21 protein-coding genes are annotated in these 23,733 nt (G+C 69.5%); 10 read left to right on the forward strand and 11 right to left on the reverse strand.

The window, feature by feature from the left end:
- Positions 1–9: 9 nt before the first annotated feature.
- From dhaM to dhaK, 3 genes are read right to left on the reverse strand one after another with little or no spacing between them, the layout of a single operon-like run.
- The gene (gene dhaM, locus MTP13_RS14385) at positions 10–723 is read right to left on the reverse strand and encodes a dihydroxyacetone kinase phosphoryl donor subunit DhaM (RefSeq protein WP_243568390.1); all 714 of its coding nucleotides are present in this window, start codon (positions 721–723) and stop codon (positions 10–12) included.
- A 3-nt stretch (positions 724–726) separates the two neighbouring features.
- Positions 727–1,374 carry a dihydroxyacetone kinase subunit DhaL gene (gene dhaL / locus MTP13_RS14390; protein WP_243568391.1) on the reverse strand — a complete coding sequence of 216 codons (648 nt, stop codon included), beginning with the start codon at positions 1,372–1,374 and terminating at the stop codon, positions 727–729.
- A 13-nt stretch (positions 1,375–1,387) separates the two neighbouring features.
- The gene (gene dhaK, locus MTP13_RS14395; RefSeq protein ID WP_243568392.1) at positions 1,388–2,389 is read right to left on the reverse strand and encodes a dihydroxyacetone kinase subunit DhaK; all 1,002 of its coding nucleotides are present in this window, start codon (positions 2,387–2,389) and stop codon (positions 1,388–1,390) included.
- 283 nt (positions 2,390–2,672) lie between these two features.
- Here dhaK and MTP13_RS14400 point away from each other — a divergent pair, with 283 nt between their 5' ends.
- Together MTP13_RS14400 and glpK are read left to right on the forward strand one after the other, a co-directional pair.
- Positions 2,673–3,398 carry an MIP/aquaporin family protein gene (locus MTP13_RS14400; protein ID WP_243570843.1) on the forward strand — a complete coding sequence of 242 codons (726 nt, stop codon included), beginning with the start codon at positions 2,673–2,675 and terminating at the stop codon, positions 3,396–3,398.
- Between the two features lie 110 nt (positions 3,399–3,508).
- Positions 3,509–5,023, forward strand: a complete 1,515-nt coding sequence (gene glpK / locus MTP13_RS14405; RefSeq protein WP_243568393.1) for a glycerol kinase GlpK — start codon at positions 3,509–3,511, stop codon at positions 5,021–5,023.
- A gap of 90 nt (positions 5,024–5,113) precedes the next feature.
- On the opposite strand, the gene trpD is transcribed toward glpK, so the two are convergent.
- Entirely contained in the window at positions 5,114–6,166 is a 1,053-nt protein-coding gene (gene trpD, locus MTP13_RS14410) for an anthranilate phosphoribosyltransferase (RefSeq protein ID WP_243568394.1), read from the reverse strand.
- 173 nt (positions 6,167–6,339) lie between these two features.
- On the opposite strand from trpD, the gene ctaE reads away from it, so the two are divergent.
- The 5 genes from ctaE to MTP13_RS14435 all read left to right on the forward strand — a co-directional run bounded on the left by ctaE (position 6,340) and on the right by MTP13_RS14435 (position 11,429).
- Positions 6,340–6,942 (forward strand): aa3-type cytochrome oxidase subunit III, encoded by a 603-nt coding sequence (gene ctaE / locus MTP13_RS14415; protein ID WP_243570844.1) that lies wholly within the window; start codon positions 6,340–6,342, stop codon positions 6,940–6,942.
- A 47-nt stretch (positions 6,943–6,989) separates the two neighbouring features.
- Entirely contained in the window at positions 6,990–7,781 is a 792-nt protein-coding gene (gene qcrC / locus MTP13_RS14420) for a cytochrome bc1 complex diheme cytochrome c subunit (protein WP_230768765.1), read from the forward strand.
- Positions 7,782–7,819: 38 nt separating this feature from the next.
- Positions 7,820–8,890 (forward strand): cytochrome bc1 complex Rieske iron-sulfur subunit, encoded by a 1,071-nt coding sequence (gene qcrA, locus MTP13_RS14425; protein WP_243568395.1) that lies wholly within the window; start codon positions 7,820–7,822, stop codon positions 8,888–8,890.
- On the forward strand, positions 8,887–10,491 hold the full coding sequence (qcrB, locus tag MTP13_RS14430) for a cytochrome bc1 complex cytochrome b subunit (RefSeq protein ID WP_189086380.1): 1,605 nt from the start codon (positions 8,887–8,889) through the stop codon (positions 10,489–10,491). Before qcrA ends, qcrB begins: the two co-directional genes overlap by 4 nt.
- A 212-nt stretch (positions 10,492–10,703) precedes the next feature.
- Positions 10,704–11,429: a methyltransferase domain-containing protein gene (locus MTP13_RS14435; RefSeq protein WP_243568396.1), complete on the forward strand. Its 726-nt coding sequence runs from the start codon at positions 10,704–10,706 to the stop codon at positions 11,427–11,429.
- Between the two features lie 203 nt (positions 11,430–11,632).
- Here the strand turns inward: MTP13_RS14435 and MTP13_RS14440 are convergent, their stop codons facing one another.
- From MTP13_RS14440 to MTP13_RS14460, 5 genes are all read right to left on the reverse strand, one after another.
- Positions 11,633–12,061: a cytochrome c oxidase subunit 4 gene (locus tag MTP13_RS14440; protein WP_243568397.1), complete on the reverse strand. Its 429-nt coding sequence runs from the start codon at positions 12,059–12,061 to the stop codon at positions 11,633–11,635.
- On the reverse strand, positions 12,061–13,797 hold the full coding sequence (gene ctaD / locus MTP13_RS14445) for an aa3-type cytochrome oxidase subunit I (RefSeq protein WP_243568398.1): 1,737 nt from the start codon (positions 13,795–13,797) through the stop codon (positions 12,061–12,063). The genes MTP13_RS14440 and ctaD overlap by 1 nt, the downstream gene beginning before the upstream one ends.
- Positions 13,794–14,696 (reverse strand): aa3-type cytochrome oxidase subunit II, encoded by a 903-nt coding sequence (gene ctaC, locus MTP13_RS14450; protein ID WP_243568399.1) that lies wholly within the window; start codon positions 14,694–14,696, stop codon positions 13,794–13,796. Before ctaC ends, ctaD begins: the two co-directional genes overlap by 4 nt.
- Before the next feature lie 201 nt (positions 14,697–14,897).
- Positions 14,898–15,248 carry an iron-sulfur cluster insertion protein ErpA gene (erpA, locus tag MTP13_RS14455; RefSeq protein WP_243568400.1) on the reverse strand — a complete coding sequence of 117 codons (351 nt, stop codon included), beginning with the start codon at positions 15,246–15,248 and terminating at the stop codon, positions 14,898–14,900.
- A gap of 117 nt (positions 15,249–15,365) precedes the next feature.
- Positions 15,366–16,784 carry a dipeptidase gene (locus MTP13_RS14460; protein WP_243568401.1) on the reverse strand — a complete coding sequence of 473 codons (1,419 nt, stop codon included), beginning with the start codon at positions 16,782–16,784 and terminating at the stop codon, positions 15,366–15,368.
- Between the two features lie 38 nt (positions 16,785–16,822).
- Between MTP13_RS14460 and MTP13_RS14465 the strand changes: the two genes are divergently transcribed.
- On the forward strand, positions 16,823–17,404 hold the full coding sequence (locus MTP13_RS14465; protein WP_243568402.1) for a DUF3043 domain-containing protein: 582 nt from the start codon (positions 16,823–16,825) through the stop codon (positions 17,402–17,404).
- A 58-nt stretch (positions 17,405–17,462) separates the two neighbouring features.
- Here MTP13_RS14465 and MTP13_RS14470 read toward each other — a convergent pair whose 3' ends face one another.
- The gene (locus MTP13_RS14470; RefSeq protein ID WP_243570846.1) at positions 17,463–18,602 is read right to left on the reverse strand and encodes an alkaline phosphatase family protein; all 1,140 of its coding nucleotides are present in this window, start codon (positions 18,600–18,602) and stop codon (positions 17,463–17,465) included.
- 81 nt (positions 18,603–18,683) lie between these two features.
- On the opposite strand from MTP13_RS14470, the gene MTP13_RS14475 reads away from it, so the two are divergent.
- Positions 18,684–21,155, forward strand: a complete 2,472-nt coding sequence (locus tag MTP13_RS14475) for a DNA gyrase/topoisomerase IV subunit A (RefSeq protein ID WP_243568403.1) — start codon at positions 18,684–18,686, stop codon at positions 21,153–21,155.
- 114 nt (positions 21,156–21,269) lie between these two features.
- Here the strand turns inward: MTP13_RS14475 and MTP13_RS14480 are convergent, their stop codons facing one another.
- Positions 21,270–23,348: a DNA gyrase/topoisomerase IV subunit B gene (locus MTP13_RS14480; RefSeq protein WP_243568404.1), complete on the reverse strand. Its 2,079-nt coding sequence runs from the start codon at positions 23,346–23,348 to the stop codon at positions 21,270–21,272.
- Between the two features lie 145 nt (positions 23,349–23,493).
- On the opposite strand from MTP13_RS14480, the gene MTP13_RS14485 reads away from it, so the two are divergent.
- A complete protein-coding gene (locus tag MTP13_RS14485; RefSeq protein ID WP_189086390.1) occupies positions 23,494–23,727 on the forward strand; it encodes a DUF7455 domain-containing protein in 234 nt (77 codons plus the stop codon).
- Positions 23,728–23,733 lie beyond the last annotated feature (6 nt).

Genomic DNA, 23,733 nt, shown 5'->3' on the forward strand with positions numbered 1-23,733 from the left:
CGGCGCCGGTCAGACCTCCCCGAACCCCGACTCGACGAGCTCGGCGAGCGCATCGACTGCGGCGCCGCCCGCGGGATCCGCACTCGCGATCACGACCTCGGCCCCCTTCGTCAGCCCCATCGCCATGATCGCGAGCAGGCTCTTCGCGTCCGTGCCGTTCACGGTCACCGGCTGCGCGAAGGTGCTCGCGAGCTTCACCAGCTCGGCCGCGGGCCGCGCGTGCAGCCCGGACGGGTTGATGAGTCGCACCGTGCGCTGCGGGCCGCCCGCCTCGGCAGCGGGAGCGGGGCCGGGATGCGGAACGGCGGATGCCTCGTCCGGCCCCGCCGCGCCGCCGACGGCGCTCCGCGCCGCGGCGACCACCGCATCCAACCCGTCGCCGGCCTGCGCCGCAACGGCGGCGGCCACGCCGCCCTCGACGATCGGGGCATCCACAATGCGAACGAGCGCGCGCACCTCGTCATCGAGGAAGTCGAGCGCCGTCTCGGCGGTCAGAATCGCCGAGCCCAGATCGCAGAGCACGACGACGCCGCGGCCGGCGTCCGCCTCCGCGATGGCCGCGCTCACACGATCGAAGCTCGTGCCGATCCGGCCGTCGTCCGTTCCGCCCGCCGCGATGAGCGCGGTCTCCGGCGCCATCTGGCCCGCCAGCTCGACGAGCCCTTCGGCGATCTTCGCGGAGTGCGAGACGAAGACGAGGCCCACCCGGCCCTCCGACGCCATCCCTCAGTCCCCCGCCGCGGCCTCTGCGGCGTCCGCCGCAGCCCGCAGCAGCAGTGCCGACGACTCGGCACCCGGGTCACGATGCCCGGCCGAGCGTTCGCCGAGATAGCTCGCCCGTCCCTTCCTGGCGACGAGCGGCTCGGTCGCCTCCGCGCCGGCCTCGGCCGCGCTCGCCGCGGCCTCGAGCACCGTGCGGGCGTCCGCCCCGGTCTCCGCGGCGGCGTCCGCCGCCTCGACCGCGGGCGTCCAGGCATCCACCATCGTCTTGTCGCCCGACTCGGCCTTGCCGCGCGCGACGATGCCGTCGCGCGCCGCCGTGAGCACCGCGGCGATCGCCGGCCCGTCCAGCGAGGTCGCGCTTCCGGCGGCCATCGCCCCCTTCAGGTAGGCGGTGCCGTAGAGCGGACCGGCGGCGCCGCCGACCGTCGAGATCAACGTCGTCGCCACGAGCTTGAGCACATCGCCCGGGGTCGAGCCCGCGGAGAGGTCGTCGAGCTTCGGCAGCACGGCCTGGAAGCCGCGGTCGAGGTTCTCGCCGTGATCGCCGTCGCCGATCTCACGATCGAGCGCGATGAGCCTCGTGCGATGCTCGGCGACGGTCTCCGCGCTGCGGCGCACCCAGTCGACCGCCCAGGTGATGTCCAATCCCACGCTCAGCCCCTCCCTACCGGCCCCAGCGGAGCGCGGCCGTCTGCACCGGCGCGTCCCACAGCTGGATCATCTCGTCGTCGAGCTTCAGCAGCGTGATCGACATGCCCTGCATCTCGAGCGCCGTGATGTAGTTGCCGACGAGCGAACGGGCGATCTCGATCCCTCGCTCGCCGAGCGCCTCGGCAGCGCGACGGTACGCGAGGTAGAGCTCGACCTGGGGGGTGCCCCCCATGCCGTTGACGAAGAGCAGGACGCGGTCGCCCGAACCGAACGGCAGGTCCTCGAGGATGGGGTCGAGCAGTCGATCGACCAGGCGGTCGGCGGGCTCGAGCTTGATCCGCTCGCGACCCGGCTCGCCGTGGATGCCGATGCCGATCTCGATCTCGTCCTCGGCGAGCGTGAAGCTCGGCTCTCCAGCGTGCGGGACGATGCACGGCGTGAGCGCGAGGCCCATCGACCGGGCATTGGCGTTCACCCGTTCGGCGACGGCTGCGACCTCGTCCAACGAGTCGCCCCGCTGCGCGGCGGCGCCGGCGATCTTCTCGACGAGCACCGTGCCCGCGACGCCGCGCCGGCCGGCCGTGTAGAGCGAGTCCTTCACCGCCACGTCGTCGTTCGTGACGACGGCCCGGACCTCGATGCCCTCCGCCGCCGCGAGATCGGCCGCGGTCTCGAAGTTCAGCACGTCGCCCGTGTAGTTCTTCACGATGTGCAGGACCCCCGCTCCCCCGTCGACCGCCTTCGTCGCGGCGAGGATCGGGTCGGGCGTCGGCGAGGTGAAGACCGCGCCGGGCACGGCGGCGTCGAGCATGCCGTAGCCGACGTAGCCCGCGTGCAGCGGCTCGTGTCCGCTGCCCCCGCCGCTGACGAGCCCGACTTTGCCGGCGACCGGTGCATCGGCTCGCACGACGAAGATCGGGTCGTACTCGACACGCACCAGATCGGCGTGGGCGGCCGCGAAGCCCGCCACGGACTCGTCGACCACGCGCTTCGGGTCGTTGATGATCTTCTTCACCGCAAATCCCTTCCCCGCAGGGCCGCGCGGCGTCGCGCAGAGGGCACCGACGCCGCAACGGCAGTACCGCCAACCTACGCCCCGCCGAGCCGTTCCGGTAAGGGGTCTCCGCTGAATCCACCGGAACGCGCCGGAGGGAGCGCTCTTCCCCCGCGCCCGAGTCTGTGACTAGGGTGAGCACTATCACCGCCCTTGGGCGCGGCCCGCGGGCTCAGCGAAAGGATGGGTAGTCAACGTGGACAATCTCGGGGTCTTGTTCCTCGCGGAGCTCGTCGGCACGGCGATGCTCGTACTGCTCGGCTGTGGCGTGGTCGCCAACGTCGCGCTCGTGCGCACCAAAGGATTCAACGGCGGCTTCCTCATGGTCAACATCGGCTGGGGCCTCGCGGTCTTCGCCGGTGTGGTCGTCGCCTACGCCTCCGGCGCGCACATCAACCCGGCCGTGACGCTCGGCCTCGTCGCGAACGGCGCGACCGAGTTCGGCAACCCCGCGATGGGGACCACGGTGGCGGTCTCGTTCCTGAGCGTCATCACGTACATCGGTGCGCAGCTGATCGGCGCCATCATCGGCGCCGTGCTCTGCTGGCTCGCCTACAAGCAGCACTTCGACGAGGAGCCCGAGCCCGCGAACAAGCTCGGCGTATTCTCGACCGGCCCGGCGATCCGCTCCTACGGCTGGAACCTCGTCACCGAGATCGTCGGCACCTTCGTGCTGGTCTTCGTCGTGATCGGCTTCGGCCGCAACGGCGACGCCTCCGGCCTCGCCGCCCTCGGCGCCCTGCCCGTGGCGCTGCTCGTGATCGGTATCGGCGCCTCGCTCGGTGGCCCCACCGGCTACGCGATCAACCCGGCCCGTGACCTCGGCCCGCGCATCGCGCACGCCATCCTGCCCATCAAGGGCAAGGGCGGCAGCGACTGGAGCTACTCCTGGGTGCCCGTCGTCGGCCCGATCATCGGCGGCGTCCTCGCCGGCTGGGCGGCGATCTTCGCCCTGCCGATCCTCGGTTGAACCGCTCGGGGCCGTCCTCACCGAGGGCGGCCCCGAGTCGTTCCGCCGCCAGTACCTCAGCACCACCACGAAGGCGACCGCCGGAGGGCGGACGCGAGAGGAGCCATTCCATGGCCGACTACATCCTGTCGATCGATCAGGGCACCACGAGCACCCGGGCGATCATCTTCGACAAGTCCGGTTCGATCGTCTCGACCGGACAGCTCGAGCACGAGCAGATCTTCCCCAAGGCCGGCTGGGTCGAGCACGACCCCATGGAGATCTGGAACAACACCCGCGAGGTCATCGGCCAGGCCCTCGGCAAAGCGGACCTGACCCGCCACGACATCGCCGCGGTCGGCATCACCAACCAGCGCGAGACCGCCGTCGTCTGGGACAAGAACACGGGGCAGCCCGTCTACAACGCGATCGTCTGGCAGGACACCCGCACCCAGAGCATCGTCGACCGCCTCGCCGCGGACGGCGGCGTCGAGCGCTTCAAGCAGGACGTGGGCCTCCCCCTGGCCACCTACTTCTCCGGCACGAAGATCGTCTGGATCCTCGAGAACGTCGAGGGTGCGCGCGAGAAGGCCGAGGCCGGAGACCTCCTCTTCGGCACCACCGACTGCTGGGTGCTGTGGAACCTCACCGGCGGGGTCGACGGCGGCGTGCACGCCACCGACGTCACCAACGCCAGCCGCACGCTCTTCATGGACCTGGAGACGCTGAGCTGGCGCGACGACATCCTGGAGGCGTTCGGCGTGCCCCGCTCGATGCTGCCCGAGATCAAGAGCTCCTCCGAGGTCTACGGCACCGTCGAGCCGTCGAGCCTCCTCCGAGAGGTGCCCGTGGCCGGCATCCTGGGCGACCAGCAGGCGGCGACCTTCGGCCAGGCGGCCTTCGACCCGGGCGAGTCGAAGAACACCTACGGCACGGGCAACTTCCTGATCTTCAACACCGGCACCGAGATCGTGCACTCGAAGAACGGCCTGCTCACGACCCTCGGCTACAAGCTCGGCGACGACGAGCCGCACTACGCGCTCGAGGGCTCGATCGCGGTCACCGGCTCGCTCATCCAATGGTTGCGCGACAACCTCGGGCTCATCTCGAGCGCGCCGGAGGTCGAGGAGCTCGCAAAGAGCGTCGAGGACAACGGCGGCGCGTACTTCGTGCCGGCGTTCTCGGGCCTGTTCGCGCCGTACTGGCGCCCCGACGCCCGCGGCGCGCTCGTCGGCCTCACCCGCTACGTGAACAAGGGCCACATCGCCCGCGCCGCGCTCGAAGCCACCGCGTTCCAGACCCGCGAGGTGCTGGACGCGGTCAACGCGGACTCGGGCGTCGAGCTCAGCGAGCTGAAGGTCGACGGCGGCATGATCGCGAACAACACGCTCATGCAGTTCCAGGCCGACATCCTCGGCGTTCCCGTCGTGCGACCGGTCGTCGCGGAGACGACCGCGCTCGGCGCGGCCTACGCCGCCGGCCTCGCCGTCGGCTTCTGGTCGGGCCTCGACGATCTCCGCGCCAACTGGCAGGAGGATCGTCGCTGGGAGCCGAAGATGGACGCAGACGAGCGCGAGCGCGAGCTGCGCCTCTGGAAGAAGGCCGTCACGAAGACCCTCGACTGGGTCGACGAGGACGTGCGCTGACGCGCGGTCGTCGCGCCCGTCCCAGGAGAACGATCACGGATGCCCCGCACGCTCGTGCGGGGCATCCGCATCTCTGCGGCCGTGACCGGCTCAGCGCTGCGTCGCCGCGACCCACTCGCCGAGCTTGCGCTCCGCGGATCCGGAGTCGATCGCCTCTTCGGCGACCGCCATCTTGTCCCGGAAGCGATCGATGATCGCCCGCTGCACCTGCGCGGGGTCCTTGGCCAGCTCGAACGCGACGAGTCCGGCCGCCGCGTTCAGCACGACGATGTCCCGGATCGGGCCGCGCTCCCCCGCGAACACGCGGTGCACGATCTCCGCGTTGTGCGCGGCGTCGCCACCCACCAGCGCCCCGATGTCGGCGCGCGGGATACCGAGGTCGCGCGGGTCGAGGTCGTGCTCCTTCACGGTGCCCCGCGACACCTCCCAGATGTGCGAGTGCCCGGTCGTCGTGAGCTCGTCGAGCCCGTCGTCGCCTCGGAACACGAGGGCGGTCGCCCCGCGCGTCTGGAACACGCCGACGATGAGCGGGACGCGGTCGAGGTGCGCGACGCCGACCGCGGAGGCTTCGGGCCGGGCCGGGTTGCAGAGCGGCCCGAGGAAGTTGAACACCGTCGGCACGCCCAGCTGCGAGCGCACCGGGCCGGCGTGCCGGAACCCGGGGTGGAACGCGCCGGCGAAGGCGAAGGTGATGCCGGACTCGCCGAGCACCTCGGCGACGCGCTCGGCCGGGAGCGAGAGATCGATGCCGAGCGCCGCCAGCACGTCGGAGGAGCCGGAGGCGCTGCTCGCGGCACGGTTGCCGTGCTTCACGACCGGGACACCGGCCGACGCGGCGATGACCGACGCCATCGTCGACACGTTCACGGTGCCGAAGCGGTCGCCGCCGGTGCCGACGATGTCGAGCGCCATCGGATCGACCGCGAGCGGCATCGCGTGCTCGAGGATGGCGTCGCGGAACCCGACGATCTCGTCGACGGTCTCGCCCTTGACCCGGAGCGCCACGAGGAATCCAGCGAGCTGCGCCTCCCCCGCCTGCCCGGTCATGACCTGCTCCATGCACCAGGCGGCGTCCGACACGCTGAGGTCCTCGCCCTCCAGAAGGGAGCTGATGATCGCGGGCCAGGTGCGTTGAACCGTCATGGCTTCGATCCTACTGGCGCGGATTCACGGTGAATTCCCGGCGATCCCGCAGCCCAACTGAGGGTTGCCTTACTTCAATGGTCGGACACGGCTTGCCCTCCTGACGAAAACTCAGCGCTGGTTTCAGCCATAATGGAGGGGTGACGAGCACCTCTATCACTCCTCAGGCGAGCATGCCCGTGATCAATCGGCCCAACACCGTGGCGGTGGGGACGATCGTCTGGCTCGGCAGCGAGGTCATGTTCTTCGCTGGCCTCTTCGCTATCTACTTCACGCTGCGGTCGACGTCGCCCGAGCTCTGGACGTTCGAGGCGGGACGCCTGAACTTCCCGTTCGCGCTGACGAACACCATCATCCTCGTGCTGTCGAGCTTCACCTGCCAGTTCGGCGTCTTCGCCGCTGAGCGCATGCAGCCGTACATGACCGGCGCCTGGTACAACCCGCTCAAGTGGGGCATGGTCGAGTGGTTCTTCCTCACCTATGCCATGGGCGCGGTCTTCGTCGCCGGCCAGATCTGGGAGTACGCCACGCTCGTCAGCGAGGGCATCGCGATCGACTCGAACGCCTACGGTTCGGCGTTCTACCTCACCACCGGCTTCCACGGACTCCACGTGACGGGTGGTCTCATCGCGTTCCTCCTCGTCATCGGCCGGGTGTTCGCGGTCAAGAACTTCGGCCACAAGGAGGCGACGAGCGCCATCGTCGTCTCGTATTACTGGCACTTCGTCGATGTCGTCTGGATCGGCCTCTTCCTCGTCATCTACGTGCTCAAGTGATGAACCCGAAGCGCCGACGCAGCATGTCCGAGAACAGAAAGAGCCCTATGAACCGCCAGAAGCGACGCACCGGCCGCCGGCACCCGCTCGCCACCGTCGCACTTCTCGCCCTGGGTCTGGTCTTCACCGGCGGCGCCTACGCGGCGTTCAGCACCGGCACGGCCCAGGCCGAGTCCAGCGCGAACTCGCAGCAGACGATCGACGAGGGCAAGAAGCTCTTCCAGGCGAACTGCGCCACCTGCCACGGCCTCGAGGCCCAGGGCACCAAGGAAGGCCCGAGCCTCATCGGCGTCGGTGCCGCGGCCGTCGACTTCCAGGTCGGCACCGGGCGCATGCCGATGCAGATGCAGGGCCCGCAGGCGCAGCAGAAGCCGGTGCAGTTCACCGATGAGCAGGTCAAGCAGCTCGCCTACTACGTCGCCTCGCTCGGCCCGGGCCCGGACATCCCCGCCGACCACCTCACCAACGGCGGCGGCGACGCCGCGAACGGCGCGGAGCTCTTCCGCATCAACTGCGCGATGTGCCACAACGTGGCCGGCGCGGGCGGTGCGCTCACCGAAGGCAAGTTCGCTCCCCCGCTGACGGATGTCTCGGGCGTGCACATCTACGAGGCCATGGTCACCGGCCCGCAGAACATGCCGGTGTTCAACGACATGAACATCTCGCCCGAGGACAAGCGCGACATCATCACGTACCTCAAGTACGTGCAGGACAACCGCTCGCCCGGCGGCTTCGAGCTCGGCTCGATCGGCCCGGTCGCGGAGGGTCTGTTCATCTGGATCTTCGGTCTCGGCTCGCTGGTCGCGATCACCGTGTGGATCACGGCCAAGTCCAACTGACGCACCCCGGCATCGAAGAAGCTTCACAAAGGAGAACCATGGCTCAGGACGACCACAGCGGCACGGAGATCGCCGCTGCCGACTCGTCGCACGCCGCGCCCGCCGCTTCGCCGGGCACCGCGCTCATCGCCCAGGACGCGTTCGAGAACCCGGGCTTCCCGGCCCACCGTCCGCGCGTCACCGACGAGGACCCGAAGCGCGAGAAGCGCGCCCAGCGCACGGTGTACACGCTCTTCTACCTGTCGATCGTCGGCAGCGTGTGGGCGATCGCCGCGTACATGCTCTTCCCGATGGAGTCGAACAACGTCGGCGACGTCCGGCTGAACAACCTCTTTATCGGCCTCGGCGCAACGCTCGCCCTCCTCGGCATCGGCTTCGGCGCCGTGCACTGGGCGAAGTCGCTCATGTACGACGTCGAGCTCGTCGACGAGCGCCACCCGATCGGCGGCTCCCCCGAGACCCAGGCCGCCGCGGTCAAGGTGTTCCAGGACGCCGACCGCGAGTCGGGCTTCTCCCGCCGCGCGGTGATCCGCAACAGCCTCATCGGCGCGCTGCTCGTGTTCCCGCTGCCCGCCGTCGTGCTGTTCCGCGGTCTCGCGCCGCAGGACCAGAACCCGATCGAGCTGCTCAGCCACACCATGTGGAAGAAGGGCACGCGTCTCGCGCTCGACCCCTCCGGCGCCCCGATCAAGGCGTCCGACGTCACGATGGGCAGCGCGTTCCACGTCATCCCCGAGGGCCTCCAGGACCTCGAGCACGGCAAGCTCGACGAGAAGGCCAAGGCCGCCGTCCTGCTCATGCGTCTCGACCCGAAGGACCTCAACGAGCTGCCCGATCGCAAGGACTGGTCGTACGACGGCATCGTCGCGTACTCGAAGATCTGCACGCACGTCGGCTGCCCGGTGGCGCTCTACGAGCAGCACACCCACCACCTGCTGTGCCCGTGCCACCAGTCGCAGTTCGACGTGTCGAACCACTGCGAGGTCATCTTCGGCCCGGCCAAGCGGCCGCTGCCGCAGCTGCCGATCGCCGTCGACGACGAGGGCTACCTCATCGCGCAGAGCGACTTCACCGAACCTGTCGGCCCGAGCTTCTGGGAGCGTCATTGAGCACCGCAACCACCAACGCCCCGCAGAAGCGGTCGTTCACCGCGGCGGCGTCCGTCTACGTCAACGAACGCACGAGCATCGCGGGCTTCGTCAAGGAGCTCGGCCGCAAGGCCTTCCCCGACCACTGGTCGTTCCTGCTCGGTGAGGTCGCGCTCTTCGCCTTCGTGGTCGTGCTCATCTCGGGCACGTTCCTGACCTTCTTCTTCCAGGCCTCCATGGCCGAGGTGCACTACAACGGCTCCTACGTGCCGTTGAAGGGCGTCGAGATGTCGGTCGCCATGGCGTCGACGCTCGACATCTCCTTCGACATCCGCGGTGGCCTCTTCGTCCGCCAGATGCACCACTGGGCGGCCCTGCTGTTCGTTGCGGCCATCGGCCTGCACATGCTGCGCATCTTCTTCACCGGTGCGTTCCGCAAGCCGCGCGAGCTCAACTGGGTGATCGGCTTCGTGCTGTTCATCCTGGCCATGGCCGAGGGCTTCACCGGCTACTCGCTCCCCGACGACCTGCTCTCGGGCAACGGCCTCGCGATCATCAACGGCATGATCAAGGGCTTCCCGCTCGTCGGCACGTGGATGTCGTTCCTGCTGTTCGGCGGCGAGTTCCCGGGCACCGACATCGTCGGGCGCCTCTACACGCTGCACATCCTGCTGCTGCCCGCGCTCGTGGTGGCCTTCGTGGCACTGCACCTCGTGTTCGTCGTCGTGCACAAGCACACGCAGTACGCCGGGCCGGGCAAGACCCCGGGCAACGCGGTCGGCCCGCCCATCCTCCCGGTGTACGCGGCCAAGGCCGGCGGCTTCTTCTTCATCGTCTTCGGTGTCCTCGCGCTCATCGCGTCGCTGTTCACGATCAACCCGATCTGGAACTACGGCCCGTACGACCCGTCGCCCGTCTCCGCCGGTACCCAGCCCGACTGGTACATCGGCTTCGCCGACGGCGCCCTGCGACTCATCCCGCCGGGCTGGGAGTTCGTCTGGCTCGACCGCACCTGGTCCTTCAACATCCTGGTGCCCATCATCGCGATCGGCGTGTTCATCGTCCTCGCCCTGATGTACCCGTTCATCGAGGCCTGGGTGAAGGGCGACAAGCGCGAGCACCACATCGCCGACCGCCCCCGCAACGCTCCGACGCGCACCGCGATCGGCGCCGCCGGTGTCACGTTCTACGCGGGCCTCTGGGCCGCGGCCAGCTCCGACCTGCTCGCGACGCACTTCTCGCTGACCATGGAGGGCGTGATCCACGCGCTCCAGGCCGTGGTGATCCTCGGGCCGTTCGTGGCCTACTTCATCACGAAGCGAGTCTGCATCGCTCTGCAGAAGAAGGACCGCGAGATCGTGCTGCACGGCTTCGAGTCCGGCCGCATCGTGAAGCTCCCCGGTGGCGAGTTCATCGAGGTGCACGAGCCGCTCGACGAGTACGAGCGCTGGCGTCTGGTCAGCTTCGAGACCTACGAGCCGCTCATGCTGCGCCCGAACTCGCGCGGCAAGATCACCTTCGGTCAGCGCCTGCGCGCCGGCATGTCGCGCTGGTTCTTCGAGGACCGGATCGCCCCGGTCACGAAGGGCGAGCTCGAGGCCGGTCACGGCGAGCACCACTGAGCCGACCCGCTCAGCTTCAGCTCGGGCACCGCATGACCATTCAGACCCTGTCTGAGTGGCTGCGGTGCCCGAGCTGTTTCGCGTCGCCGCTCGAGGCACTCCCCCCGCTGCAGCTGCGCTGCCCGAACGGGCATTCCTTCGACGCGAACAAGCGCGGCTACCTCACGGCGCTTGGACCCGCTTCCGCGGGACTCCGCGGTGACGATGCGGCGATGCTCGACGCCCGTGATCTCGTGCACGACGCCGGCTTCTTCGATCCGCTGAAGCGCGAGCTCATCGCCGTGCTCCGGGACGCGGCGCTCGGACCCGAGCCTCGCGTCCTCGACGCCGGCTGCGGCACAGGCCACTACACGGCGCTCGCGCTCGAAGCGTTGATCGGAACGAACGAGCAGACCCCGAGGGTGCTCGCGATGGACCTCTCCCCCGCCGCCGTCGTGCGAACCGTCCGCCGTCGCCCGGATTCCGTCGACGGCCTCGTCGCCGACACCTGGCAGCCGCTCCCAGTCCGAGACGGATCGGTCGACGCCATCCTGGACGTGTTCGCGCCGCGCAACGCGAGCGAGTTCCGCCGCATCCTGCGCCCCGGCGGCCTGCTGCTCGTCGTCGTGCCGCGACCGGACCACCTTCGGGAGCTCCGCGCAGACGGTCGTGTGCTGACCATCCCAGAGGGCAAGGCGGCCACGCTCGTCGAGGAGCTCGCCCCGAGCTTCGCGCTCCGCACCGTGCGGTCCGTCGACGCGCGGTTCGTCCTGGATCAGGATGCCGCCGCTGACGACGCGTTCGCGGCCGCGATCATCGCGATGGGTCCGTCGGCCCACCATCGGGCGACGGAGCCCGCAGCGGGGCTCCGCGCGCTTCCTGAGGCCATCACCCTCGCCGTGGACCTGCTCGTCTTCGAGACCGTCGGCAACGCGGCTGGGAGCGGCGCAGGCGTCTGAGCCCCGCGCCGGCACGTCCTGCACGCGCGGCTGCGCTGCGTGAGCGCCACTTCGGCCTCTACGCGCCACTACGAGTGGCGCAACGACACCGAAGTGGCGCTCACGCCAGCGGCCCGCCGGCGACGGTACCGGGCCGCAACGGAGCGCACACGCGAAACGGCCCGGCATCCATTCGGATGCCGGGCCGTTCCAAACGCGATGCGTCAGCGGGCGAAGTTGCCCCGGTAGTACTCGTAGACCCAGCCGACGAGCGAGATCAGCACGAGCGGGATCGCGATGAACGAGATCCAGAAGCCGACCGCGAGACCGAGGAAGCCCAGCGCCGCGGCGCCGGCGAGCACGATCGGCCACCAGCTCCACGGGCTGAAGAAGCCCAGCTCGGGGTCGCCGTCGTCGATGTTCGCATCGAGGCGGTCCTCGGGGAGCTCAGCGCCCTGCGCCTTGTGCACGCGTCCGAGGTAGAACGCGATGAACGCAGACAGGATCGCCGCCAGCGAGATGGCGATCATGCCGGCCCACTCGGGGCCGCCGTTCACCTCGATGCCGCTCGCAGCGGTCCACACACCGTAGACGGCCGCAATGATCGCGAGGAAGATCGCGAGGAGCCAGAAGAGGATGACATTCGCGCGCATTACTTGATCTCCTCCTTGGCGGCGTCGTACACCGGCGCCTCAGGGGCGTCCTTCGCGGGTCCGATGCCGACGGGCACGCCCGCCTCCGGGTGGTTGAGGTCGAACGCCGGGCGCTCCGAGCGGATGCGCGGGATCGATGTGAAGTTGTGCCGCGGCGGCGGGCAGCTGGTGGCCCACTCGAGCGAGCCGCCATAGCCCCACGGGTCGTTGACCGTGACCTTCGGAGCCTTCCGCGCCGTGATGTACACGTTGAGGAAGAACGGGATGAGCGAGATCGCCAGGATGCCGGCGCCGATGGTCGACAGCTGGTTCATCCAGGTGATGTTGTCCTCGGGCAGGTACGAGTAGTACCGACGGGGCATCGCGACGACGCCGAGCCAGTGCTGCACGAGGAACGTGGTGTGGAAGCCGATGAACAGCAGCCAGAAGTGCCACTTGCCGAGCGTCTCGTTCAGCATCTTGCCGGTCCACTTGGGCCACCAGAAGTAGAAGCCCGCGAACATCGCGAAGACGACCGTGCCGAACACGACGTAGTGGAAGTGCGCCACGACGAAGTACGTGTCGGAGACGTGGAAGTCGAGCGGCGGCGACGCGAGGATGACACCGGTCAGACCGCCGAAGACGAAGGTGATCAGGAAGCCGAGCGACCAGATGAGCGGCGTCTCGAAGGTGATCGAGCCTCGCCACATCGTGCCGACCCAGTTGAAGATCTTCACACCGGTCGGAACCGCGATCAGCATCGTCATGAGCGCGAAGAACGGCAGCAGCACGGAGCCGGTGACGTACATGTGGTGCGCCCAGACCGTGACCGAGAGGGCCGCGATGGCGATCGTCGCGTAGATCAGGGTCTTGTACCCGAAGATCGGCTTCCGGCTGAACACCGGGAAGATCTCGGACACGATGCCGAAGAACGGCAGCGCGATGATGTAGACCTCCGGGTGACCGAAGAACCAGAAGAGGTGCTGCCACAGGATGACGCCGCCGTTGGCGGGATCGTAGATGTGGGCGCCGAAGACGCGGTCGGCACCGGCGGCGAGGATCGCGGCGGCCAGCACCGGGAACGCCATCAGGATCAGGATCGAGGTGACGAGCGTGTTCCAGGTGAAGATCGGCATGCGGAACATGGTCATGCCGGGCGCGCGCATCGTGACGATCGTCGTGATGAAGTTCACGGCGCCGAGGATCGTGCCGAAGCCGGAGAGGCCGAGGCCGAGCATCCACAGGTTGCCGCCGACACCGGGCGAGAACGTGGTCGAGGCGAGCGGCTGATAGGCGAACCAGCCGAACGAGGCCGCGCCCTGCGGGGTGAAGAAGCCGGCGACCGCCATCAGCGAACCGAAGTTGAACAGCCAGTAGGCGAAGGCGTTCAGACGCGGGAAGGCCACGTCGGGGGCGCCGATCTGCAGCGGCATGAGCACGTTCGCGAAGCCCGCGAAGAGCGGGGTGGCGAACATGAGCAGCATGATCGTGCCGTGCATCGTGAACAGCTGGTTGTACTGCTCACGCGTCTGGATGATCTCCAGGCCGGGCTCGAACAGCTGGGCGCGGATGATCAGCGCCATCACGCCGCCGATGCAGAAGTAGATGAACGAGGTGATCAGGTACATGTACCCGATGACCTTGTGGTCGGTCGAGGTGATCCACTTGACGAGGACGTTCCCCTTGCGCTCCACCTTCGAAGCGCCGAACGGCAGGCTCGACGACTGCGGTCGAGCCGGTGCGGTCGTGGTGCTCATTCGGCTTCGTGCTCCTCTTTCAGTTCGGGCGCGCCCGTGCCGGGCAGGTTCTGGTTCCGGTCGTACTCGTTCGACAGCTGGCCCTCCTGGCCGGCGTCGCGCAGCGACTGGATGTAGTCGTCGTACTCGGCCTGCGAGACGACCTCGACGTTGAAGAGCATGAGCGAGTGGTACTCGCCGCAGAGCTCGGCGCACTTGCCTGCATAGGTGCCCTCGCGCTCGGGGACGAACGACATGTAGTTCGTCTTGCCCGGGTACATGTCCTTCTTGTAGAGGAAGTCGACGACCCAGAAGGAGTGGATGACGTCGCGCGACTCGAGCTCGAGCTCGACGTTCGCCCCGACGGGAAGGTAGAGCGTGGGCAGCGCGGCCTGGTCGACCGAGCCGGCGGGGCCGTTCGGGTCGAGCTGCGCCTGGATGCCGGGCGAGTAGACGTCTTCGTTGACGTAGTTGAAGTCCCACGCCCACTGCTTGGCGATGACCTCGACCTTGACGTCGACCTCGTCGGCGGTGAACCGCTTCTCGATCTCGGCCTGGTCGCGCGCCGTGAAGGCGAAGAAGCCCAGCACGAGGATGAGCGGCACGATCGTGTAGAACACCTCGATCGGCATGTTGTACCGCAGCTGCACCGGCAGGCCCGTCTGGCCCTTGCGCCGGCGGTACGCGATGACCGCCCAGATCGTGAGGCCCCAGGTGATCACGCCCACGACGAGGAGCACGATCCAGGAGGTGACCCACAGACCCGAGACGCGCTCCGTGTGATTGGTCGCGGGCGACTCGCCCTCGATGAATCCGGGGAGGAATCCGTTCAGCTGCGCCTGGGTGCACCCGGCGAGGACAAGAGTGAGCGTCGCTGCGATCGGAACTGCAGCCCATCGGAGTCGGCGATTGTTGCGCACCGGAGACCTTTCGGGAGACTCGAAGGCGCTTCACAGGGAAGCGCGGTGATCGGTGTCTAGCCTACTCCGACTCCGCGGCTCGGGTGTGCACTCGACGCGGATGTCGCGATCGGAATCCGGACGATTTCCGAGTGGATCTGCGAAAAAACACACGAGGGAGACCGCGAAGCGGTCTCCCTCGGAGCGAGTTTCTCGGGCGGATCAGTGGAACGAGTCGCCGCAGGCGCAGCTTCCCTGCGCGTTCGGGTTGTCGATCGTGAACCCCTGCTTCTGGATCGTGTCCTCGAAGTCGATGGTCGAACCGTCGAGGTACGGGACGCTCATCTTGTCGACGATGACCTCGACGCCCTCGAAGTCGACGACGGCGTCGCCCTCGAGCATGCGCTCGTCGAAGTAGAGCTGGTAGATCAGGCCGGAGCATCCGCCGGGCTGCACCGCCACGCGCAGGCGGAGGTCGTCGCGACCCTCCTGCGTGAGGAGGCTGCGCACCTTGTCGGCCGCGGGCTCGCTCAGCTTGACGCCGTGCGTGGTCTCGGTGATGGTCTCGCTCATGTCACTCCTCGTGATCTCGCCGTCCTGACGACGATTGTACGTCCACTCCGTAGAGCGTCGGCTGAATGCTGGATATTCCCGGCCCGCGGCGGCGCACCGCCGCGGGCCGGCAGCGGATCAGGCGCCGCGGGCGTTCAGTCGGCCGAACAGCAGCGCCTCGCTCAGCAGGGCGCGCTTGAAGACGCCGAGGTGCAGCGACTCGTTCGGGCTGTGCGCTCGCGAGTCCGGGTCCTCGACCCCCGTGACGAGGATCTGCGCGCCCGGGAACTCCTCGACGAGCTCGGCGATGAAGGGGATCGAGCCGCCGACCCCCGTGTCCACCGCGGGCTTGCCCCACGCCTCGGCCATCGCCGCTCGAGTCTCCGCGACCGCCCAGCCGCTCGTGTCCACGAGGAACGCCTGACCGCGGTCGACGTCCTCGAAGCCGAGCTTCGCGCCGAACGGCGCGTTCGCCTCGAGGTGGGCGCGGAGGGCGTCGAAGGCCTCCCCGGCGTCCTGTCCGGGCGCGATGCGGGCGCTGATGCGCACCCGCAGCGACGGGATCAGGGTGTTCGAGGCGTTCGCGACGTCGGGCGCGTCGATCCCGGTGACGGTGATCGCCGGCTGCGCCCAGATCCGATCGAGGATCGAGCCGCGCCCGATCGGGCTGACCCCGTCGAGCAGTCCGGCCTCCGCGCGCAGCTGCGCCTCGTCGTAGGCGGGGATGTCGAGCTCGGCGCTCGTGAGGCCCTCGACGGCGACAGCGCCCTCGGCATCCCACATCGTCCCGAGCATCCGGATGGCGGCGAGCATCGCGTCGGGGACGGCCCCGCCGAACATGCCGGAGTGGGAGGCGTGCGCGAGCGTCTCGACGCGGAGGTTGAACGCGACGGCGCCGCGGAGGGCGACCGTGATCGCCGGAGTGTCGATGTCCCAGTTGCCCGAGTCGGCGACGATGATCGCGTCGGCCTCGAGGAGCTCGCGGTTCTCGCGCAGGAAGTTCCCGAAGGAGCGGGAGGCCCACTCCTCCTCCCCCTCGATGAAGACCGAGAGGCCGAGGTCGAAGTCGCCGGATGCCTCGGCGAACGCCCGGATCGCGCCGACGTGCGCCATGACGCCCGCCTTGTCGTCGGCGGCGCCGCGCCCGTGCAGGCGGTCGCCGCGCTGGGTCGGCTCGAACGGCGGCGTGTCCCAGTCCTCGTCCTTGCCGGGCGGCTGCACGTCGTGGTGGGCGTAGAGGAGCACCGTCGGGCGCCCGTTGCGCGCGGCGCGGCGCGCAACGATGGCGGGCTGACCGAGCTCGGAGCCGTCCTCGACGGGGGCGCGCCGGATCTCGACGAGTTCGAACACCCCCGTCCCGCGCAGCAGCTCCGCCACGGCCTCCGCGCTCTCCGCGACGTGCGCGGGGTCGAACGCGGGCCAGGAGACGGAGGGGATCCGGACGAGTCGGCCGAGCTCGGCGACGACGCCGGGGAAGGCCGCATCGACGGCGGTTCGGATCGCGTCCGCGTTCGGCGTCGTGGGCTCGGCGGATGCGTGGTTCGTGGGGTCGGTCATGCCGGTAATCTTAAAGGTGAACCGATTCGAGGAATCCAGTGGCCAAGCAGCAGAAGACCGAGCAGACGTCGACCGAGACGCTCGATGAGACGCAGGAGCGTCTGAAGAGCGGCGGCAAAGGCGTCCCCACCCCGACCCGTGCCGAGCAGGAGGCCGCGCGCAAGCGGCCGCTCGTGCCATCCGACCGCAAGGAAGCGGCGAAGCAGGCCCGCGCCAAGGCCGCGGAGGCGCGCGAGCGCGCCCGCGTCGGCATGGCGATGGGCGACGACAAGTACCTTCCCGCCCGCGACCGCGGACCGCAGAAGAAGTTCGTGCGCGACTACGTCGACGCCCGCTTCAGCATCGGCGAGATCCTGATCCCCGTCATGTTCCTGGTGATCATCCTGACCTTCGTGCCGAGTGCCGAGGTGCAGGCGATCAGCATCCTCGTGCTCTGGGCGTTCTTCGCCGTCGCCGTGCTCGACTGCATCATCCTCGGCTACCTGCTGACGAAGAAGCTCCGCGCGAAGTACGGCGACAAGGCCGAGCGCGTGCGCTGGTACGCGGCGATGCGGGCGCTGCAGCTGCGCCCGCTGCGGCTGCCGAAGCCCCAGGTCAAGCGCGGCCAGTACCCCGCCTGAGCGCTCTCCCGCCTGATCCGCCGCAGGGCCCCGCCACCACGGCGGGGCCCTGCGACGTTCAGCGGGCGAACGCTCCGAGGCGGATGAGCGGGATGCGCGTCTCCTCGTCGCTCAGCGAACCGTGCTGCCCGATCATCCGCTCGGGCGCCCGGTTCGCCTCGCGGGCGTCGTAGTAGGCCACGCCCGCGCGGGCGGCGACGAGCAGATCGCCGATGCGCGGGCGCACGGCGTCGTCGACGCGGGCGCCGAAGAGTCCCGCGTCGACCGCCTCGTCGCGGGTGAGCACCCAGGCGCGCTTCGCCTCGGCCTCCCGCCAGAGCCCGGCCACCCGCTCCCGCTCGGGCTCGGGGAAGGAAGGATCGAACCAGAGCGCCAGGCAGCGCGGCTCTCCCCCGATATGGCGCACCCCGTCGAGCAGGGCCGGTCGTGCGTCGATGTGCACGTGCCGGTGCTCCGGCACGTCGATCACGCCGTGGTCGGCGGTCACGAGCATGCCGACGTCGCGCGGGAGGCGGGCGGCCAGCGCGGATGCCTCGGCGTCGAGCTCCTCGAGCGCGGCGAGCCACCGCCCCGACTCCCAGCCGTGGGCGTGCGCGATCTGATCGAGCTCTGGCACGTAGAGGTAGACGAGCGCGGGCTCGGCTGCGGCGACCGCCTCGAACGCCGCGGCGAACCGCTCGGCGAGACTCGTGCCGGAGCGGTACTCGGCGCCGCGCAGCACCGCTCGGGTGTAGCCGCTCGTCGCGTACCGCGGGGCGCCGACCGCGATCGGTCGGATGCCGAGCTCGCCGGCGCGTTCGAAGAGGGTCGCGCTGCGCTGCCAGTCTTCGGGGAGCTGTCCGTGCTCCCAGCCGTTCAGCTGGTTCGCCAGCACGTCGCGCGAGGGTTCGAGGGTGCGGTACCCGACCAGCCCGTGCTCGCCGGGCATGACCCCGGTCGCGAACGAGGCGATGGCGGCGGCCGTCGTCGAGGGGAAGACCGTGCGGATCACGTCGCGCTTCGCCATCCGTCCGGCGAGGAATCTCGCGTGGCCGGCGCGCGCCTGCAGGTTCGCCGCACCGAGGCCGTCGACGAGGAGGACGAGCGCGGAGCGCACGGGCGGCAGATCGAACGCGCCCCCGCCGCCGGTGACGGCCGCGAGCGAACTCGCCAGCACCCCGGCAAGCCGCGGGGTCGTGTCGTCGGTCACCGGTAGCATGGCAGGCATCGCGCCCAGTCTGACACAGGCCGGGCGCGCCCCAGTTGCCTCGCGCGCGAGCGCCTCGACCGAGATTGACGGATGACCCGAGCACCCCACGACCCCGAGCAGCCGCCCATCGCCGAGCGCATCGAAGACGTCGACGTCGCCGCCGAGATGCAGGGGTCCTTCCTCGAGTACGCGTACTCGGTCATCTACTCGCGCGCCCTGCCCGACGCCCGCGACGGCATGAAGCCCGTGCAGCGGCGCATCCTCTACATGATGAGCGACATGGGCCTGCGGCCCGACCGCGGGCACGTGAAGTCGGCGCGCGTCGTCGGCGAGGTCATGGGCAAGCTGCACCCGCACGGCGACTCGGCGATCTACGACGCCCTGGTGCGGCTCGCCCAGCCGTTCACGCTGCGGGTGCCGCTCGTCGACGGTCACGGCAACTTCGGCTCGCTCGACGACGGCCCGGCCGCCGCCCGGTACACCGAGGCGCGCCTCGCTCCCCCGGCGATGTCGATGACCGAGAGCCTCGACGAGGACGTCGTCGACTTCGTCCCGAACTACGACAACAGCCACCAGCAGCCCGAGGTGCTGCCCGCCGCCATCCCGAACCTGCTCGTGAACGGCGCGAGCGGCATCGCGGTCGGCATGGCGACGAACATGGCCCCGCACAACCTCGTCGAGGTCGTGCACGCCGCCCGCCACCTGCTCGAGCACCCCGACGCCGGCCTCGACGAGCTGATGGAGTTCGTGCCCGGCCCCGACTTCCCCTCCGGCGGCACGATCGTCGGCCTCGCCGGCATCCGCGACGCGTACGCCACCGGCCGCGGCTCGTTCAAGACCCGCGCGCGCGTCAGCGTCGAACAGTTGACCGCGCGCAAGGCGGGCCTCGTCGTCACCGAGCTCCCCTACCTCGTGGGCCCCGAGAAGGTCATCGAGAAGATCAAGGACGGCGTCAACGCCAAGAAGATCACGGGCATCTCCGACGTCACCGACCTCACCGACCGCAAGCGCGGCATGCGGCTCGTCATCGGCATCAAGACCGGATTCAACCCGCAGGCGGTGCTCGAGCAGCTGTACCGGCTCACCCCGCTCGAGGACTCGTTCAACATCAACAACGTCGCGCTCGTCGACGGGCAGCCGCAGACCCTCGGCCTCCGCGAGCTGCTGCTCGTCTACGTGGGCCACCGCATCCGCGTGGTCACCCGGCGCAGCGAGTTCCGCCTCGCCCGCCGCCGCGAGCGCCTGCACCTCGTCGAGGGCCTGCTCATCGCGATCCTCGACATCGACGAGGTCATCCAGGTCATCCGCACGAGCGACGACACCGATCAGGCCCGTCACCGGCTGCAGGACGTCTTCGACCTCAGCCAGCTGCAGGCCGAGTACATCCTCGAGCTGCGCCTGCGCCGACTCACCAAGTTCTCCCGCATCGAGCTCGAGGCCGAGCGCGACAAGCTGCAGGCCGAGATCGCCGAGCTCGAGGAGCTGCTCGGCAGCGAGGCCCGCATCCGGGCGCTCGTCTCCGAGGAGCTCGAGCAGGTCGCCGAGCTCTACGGCACCCCTCGGCGCACGCTCCTCACCGAGGCGAAGGCGCTCCCCGCCGGGGCCTCGCGCAAGGCCGTCGCCGCCTCGCTCGAGCACGCCGACGTGCCGTGCCGCGTCTTCCTCAGCGTGACCGGCCGCATCGCCCGCGTGGACCGCCCGGAGGGCGAGGAGGCCCTCGCGATCACCGTGCCCGCCCGGCGCAGCAAGCACGACGCCGTGGCCTCGACGCTCGACACCACGAGTCGCACCGAGATCGGGGCGATCACTTCGAAGGGGCGTCTCGTGCGCTTCTCGCCGCTCGACCTGCCCACGCTGCCGGCGAACTCCGTGCAGCTCGGCGCGGGCGTCAGGGTGCACGACTACCTCGGTCTCACCGATCGCAGCGAGCGCATCCTCGCGATCGTCTCGCTCACGAGCGAGCAGCCGATCGCGCTCGGCACGAAGCAGGGCATTGTGAAGCGCGTGGCTCCCGGCGGGTACCCGAACCGCCCCGACTTCGAGGTGATCTCGCTGAAGCCGGGCGATGAGGTCGTCGGCGCGGTGCAGAGCGGTGACGACGCTGAGCTCGTCTTCATCGCGAGCGATGCGCAGCTGCTGCACTTCCCCGCTTCCTCGGTGCGCCCGCAGGGCTGCCCCGCCGGCGGCATGGCGGGCATGAAGCTGTCCGCCGGTGCGCGGGTCCTCTCGTTCACCGCGCTGACGCCCGCCGAGCTCGAGTCGACGGTCGTCGTCACGATCGCGGCGACGAGCGATACGCTGCTCGGCGCCGACCCCGGCGCCGCGAAGGTGTCGACGTTCGACGAGTTCCCCGGCAAGGGCCGGGCGACGGGCGGTGTGCGTGCGCAGCGCTTCCTGAAGGGGCAGGACGCTCTCACGGTCGCGTGGGCCGGGCCCGAGCCCGCCTACGGCCTCGGTGCCGATGGCTCGGTGCGCGCGCTCCCCGAGCCCGGGGCGAGGCGCGACGCCTCCGGCGTGCAGCTCGACGCGGTCGTCAGCGCCGTGGGCCGCCGCATCGGCTGAGCCGCCCGTGCGCGCACCCCGGGTGCAGCGCCCACCCCGGGTGCAGCGCCCACCCCGGGTGCAGCGCCCACCCCGGGTGCAGCACGCACCAGGGCACGCGCTGCACGCGGGTCGTCAGGCGTCGATGCGCTCGCGGCTGAGCCCCGTGGCGCTGTCGACGATGAACTCCTTGCGCGGGGCGACCTCGTTGCCCATCAGCAGCTCGAACACGCGCCCGGCGTTCTCGGCGTCGGCGAGGTTCACCCGGCGGAGGGTGCGGTGCTGGCGGTCCATCGTGGTCGAGGCGAGCTGCTCGGCATCCATCTCGCCGAGGCCCTTGTAGCGCTGGATCGGGTCCTGGTACTTCTTGTTCTGCCGCTTGAGCGTCGAGAGCACGCCGTTCAGCTCGGCTTCGGAGTAGGTGTAGATCGTCTCGTTCGGCTTCGAGCCCGGGTTCTGCACGACGATGCGGTGCAGCGGCGGCACCGCGGCGAAGACCCGCCCCTCCTCGATCATCGGCCGCATGTAGCGGAAGAAGAGCGTGAGCAGGAGCGTGCGGATGTGCGCGCCGTCGACGTCGGCGTCGCTCATGATGATGACCTTGCCGTAGCGCGCGGCGGAGAGGTCGAAAGTGCGACCCGAGCCCGCGCCGATCGTCTGGATGATCGCCGCGCACTCCGCGTTGCCGAGCATGTCGGCCACGGACGCCTTCTGCACGTTCAGGATCTTGCCCCGGATCGGCAGCAGCGCCTGGTGCTCGCTGTCACGGGCGAGCTTCGCGGTGCCGAGCGCGGAGTCGCCCTCGACGATGAACAGCTCGCTCTGCGCGACGTCGCTCGAGCGGCAGTCGGCAAGCTTCGCGGGCAGCGAGGAGCTCTCGAGCGCGTTCTTGCGGCGCTGCGTCTCCTTGTGGGTGCGCGCCGAGATGCGCGCCTTCATCTCGGAGACGATCTTCTCGAGCACGAGCGAGGTCTGGGCCTTGTCGTCGCGCTTGGTCGAGGCGAAGCGCTCGCCGAGCTGCTTGGTGATGACCGAGGAGACGATGGCGCGCACCGCGGGGGTGCCGAGGATCTCCTTCGTCTGACCCTCGAACTGCGGCTCGGGCAGGCGCACGGTGAGCACCGCGGTGAGTCCGGCGAGGATGTCGTCCTTCTCGAGCTTGTCGTTGCCGACCTTGAGGCGCCTGGCGTTCTGCTCGACCTGCGAGCGGAGCAGCTTCAGCAGGCCCTGCTCGAAGCCGGCGAGGTGCGTGCCGCCCTTCGGCGTGGCGATGATGTTCACGAAGCTGCGGATGACGGTGTCGTACCCGGTGCCCCAGCGCAGCGCGACGTCGACCTCGCAGGTGCGCTCGACCTCGGTCGGGATCATCGCCCCGCCCTCGGAGAGCACCGGCACCGTCTCGGTGAAGCGCCCCTCGCCCGTGAGCCGCCAGATCTCGGTGACCGGCCCGTCGGTGGCGAGGTGCTCGACGAACTCGGAGATGCCGCCCTCGAAGTGGAAGCGGTGCGTCTCGGGCGCCTCGCCGCGCTCGTCGATCACGGTGAGCCCGAGCCCGGGCACGAGGAAGGCGGTCTGCCTCGCGCGGCCGAGGAGCTCCTCGATCTGGAAGCTCGCGCCCTTCGTGAAGATCTGCGGGTCGGCCCAGTACCGCACCCGGGTGCCGGTGACGCCCTTCTTGACCTTGCCGACGGCGTCGAGGGAGCTCGACTGCTCGAACGGGGTGAACGGCGCTTCGGGATCGGGCGTGCCCGCGTCGGCGAATCGCCCGGGCTCGCCCCGGTGGAACGACATCGCCCAGGTCTTGCCGTCACGGTCGACCTCGACGTCGAGTCGGGACGAGAGCGCGTTGACGACCGACGCGCCGACACCGTGCAGACCGCCCGAGGCCGCGTAGGAGCCGGAGCCGAACTTGCCGCCGGCGTGGAGCTTCGTGAAGACCACCTCGACGCCCGTGAGCCCGGTCTTCGGTTCGACGTCGACCGGGATGCCTCGTGCCTGGTCGCGCACCTCGACGCTCTGGTCGGCGTGCAGCACCACCTCGATCTCGCGACCGTGGCCGGCGAGCGCCTCGTCGACCGCGTTGTCGATGATCTCCCACAGGCAGTGCATGAGCCCTCGGGAGTCGGTCGACCCGATGTACATGCCGGGTCGCTTGCGCACGGCCTCGAGGCCCTCGAGCACGGAGAGATGGCGGGCGGAGTAATCGGAGCTCACGTCGATCAAGCCTAGTGACCGGGACCGACAGTCCTGCGCAGCCACTGCGCTCTCAGCGAAATGCCCGGCGATACGGAAGGAACCCCGCACGGCGCGTGTTTTGATTGATGAACACGGAAGTCAGCGCGCGAACGAAGGAGGAGCTATGACCCAGCAGACCGAGGCGAACGATGCGGTCGACGTCGAGCGTACCTACGAGCTCACCGCGCTCGATCGTTGCGACGCATGCGGCGCCCAGGCGTACATCCGCGTGGTCGTCGCGAACGGCGAGCTCCTGTTCTGCGCCCACCACGGCCGCAAGCACCAGGAGAAGCTCTCCCAGATCGCGCAGAGCTGGCACGACGAGTCTGACCGACTCCTCGTCGACGCTCGCGACTGAGTCCGA

It is taken from the genome of Agromyces soli, assembly GCF_022811605.1.
Taxonomy (GTDB): Bacteria; Actinomycetota; Actinomycetes; order Actinomycetales; family Microbacteriaceae; genus Agromyces; species Agromyces soli.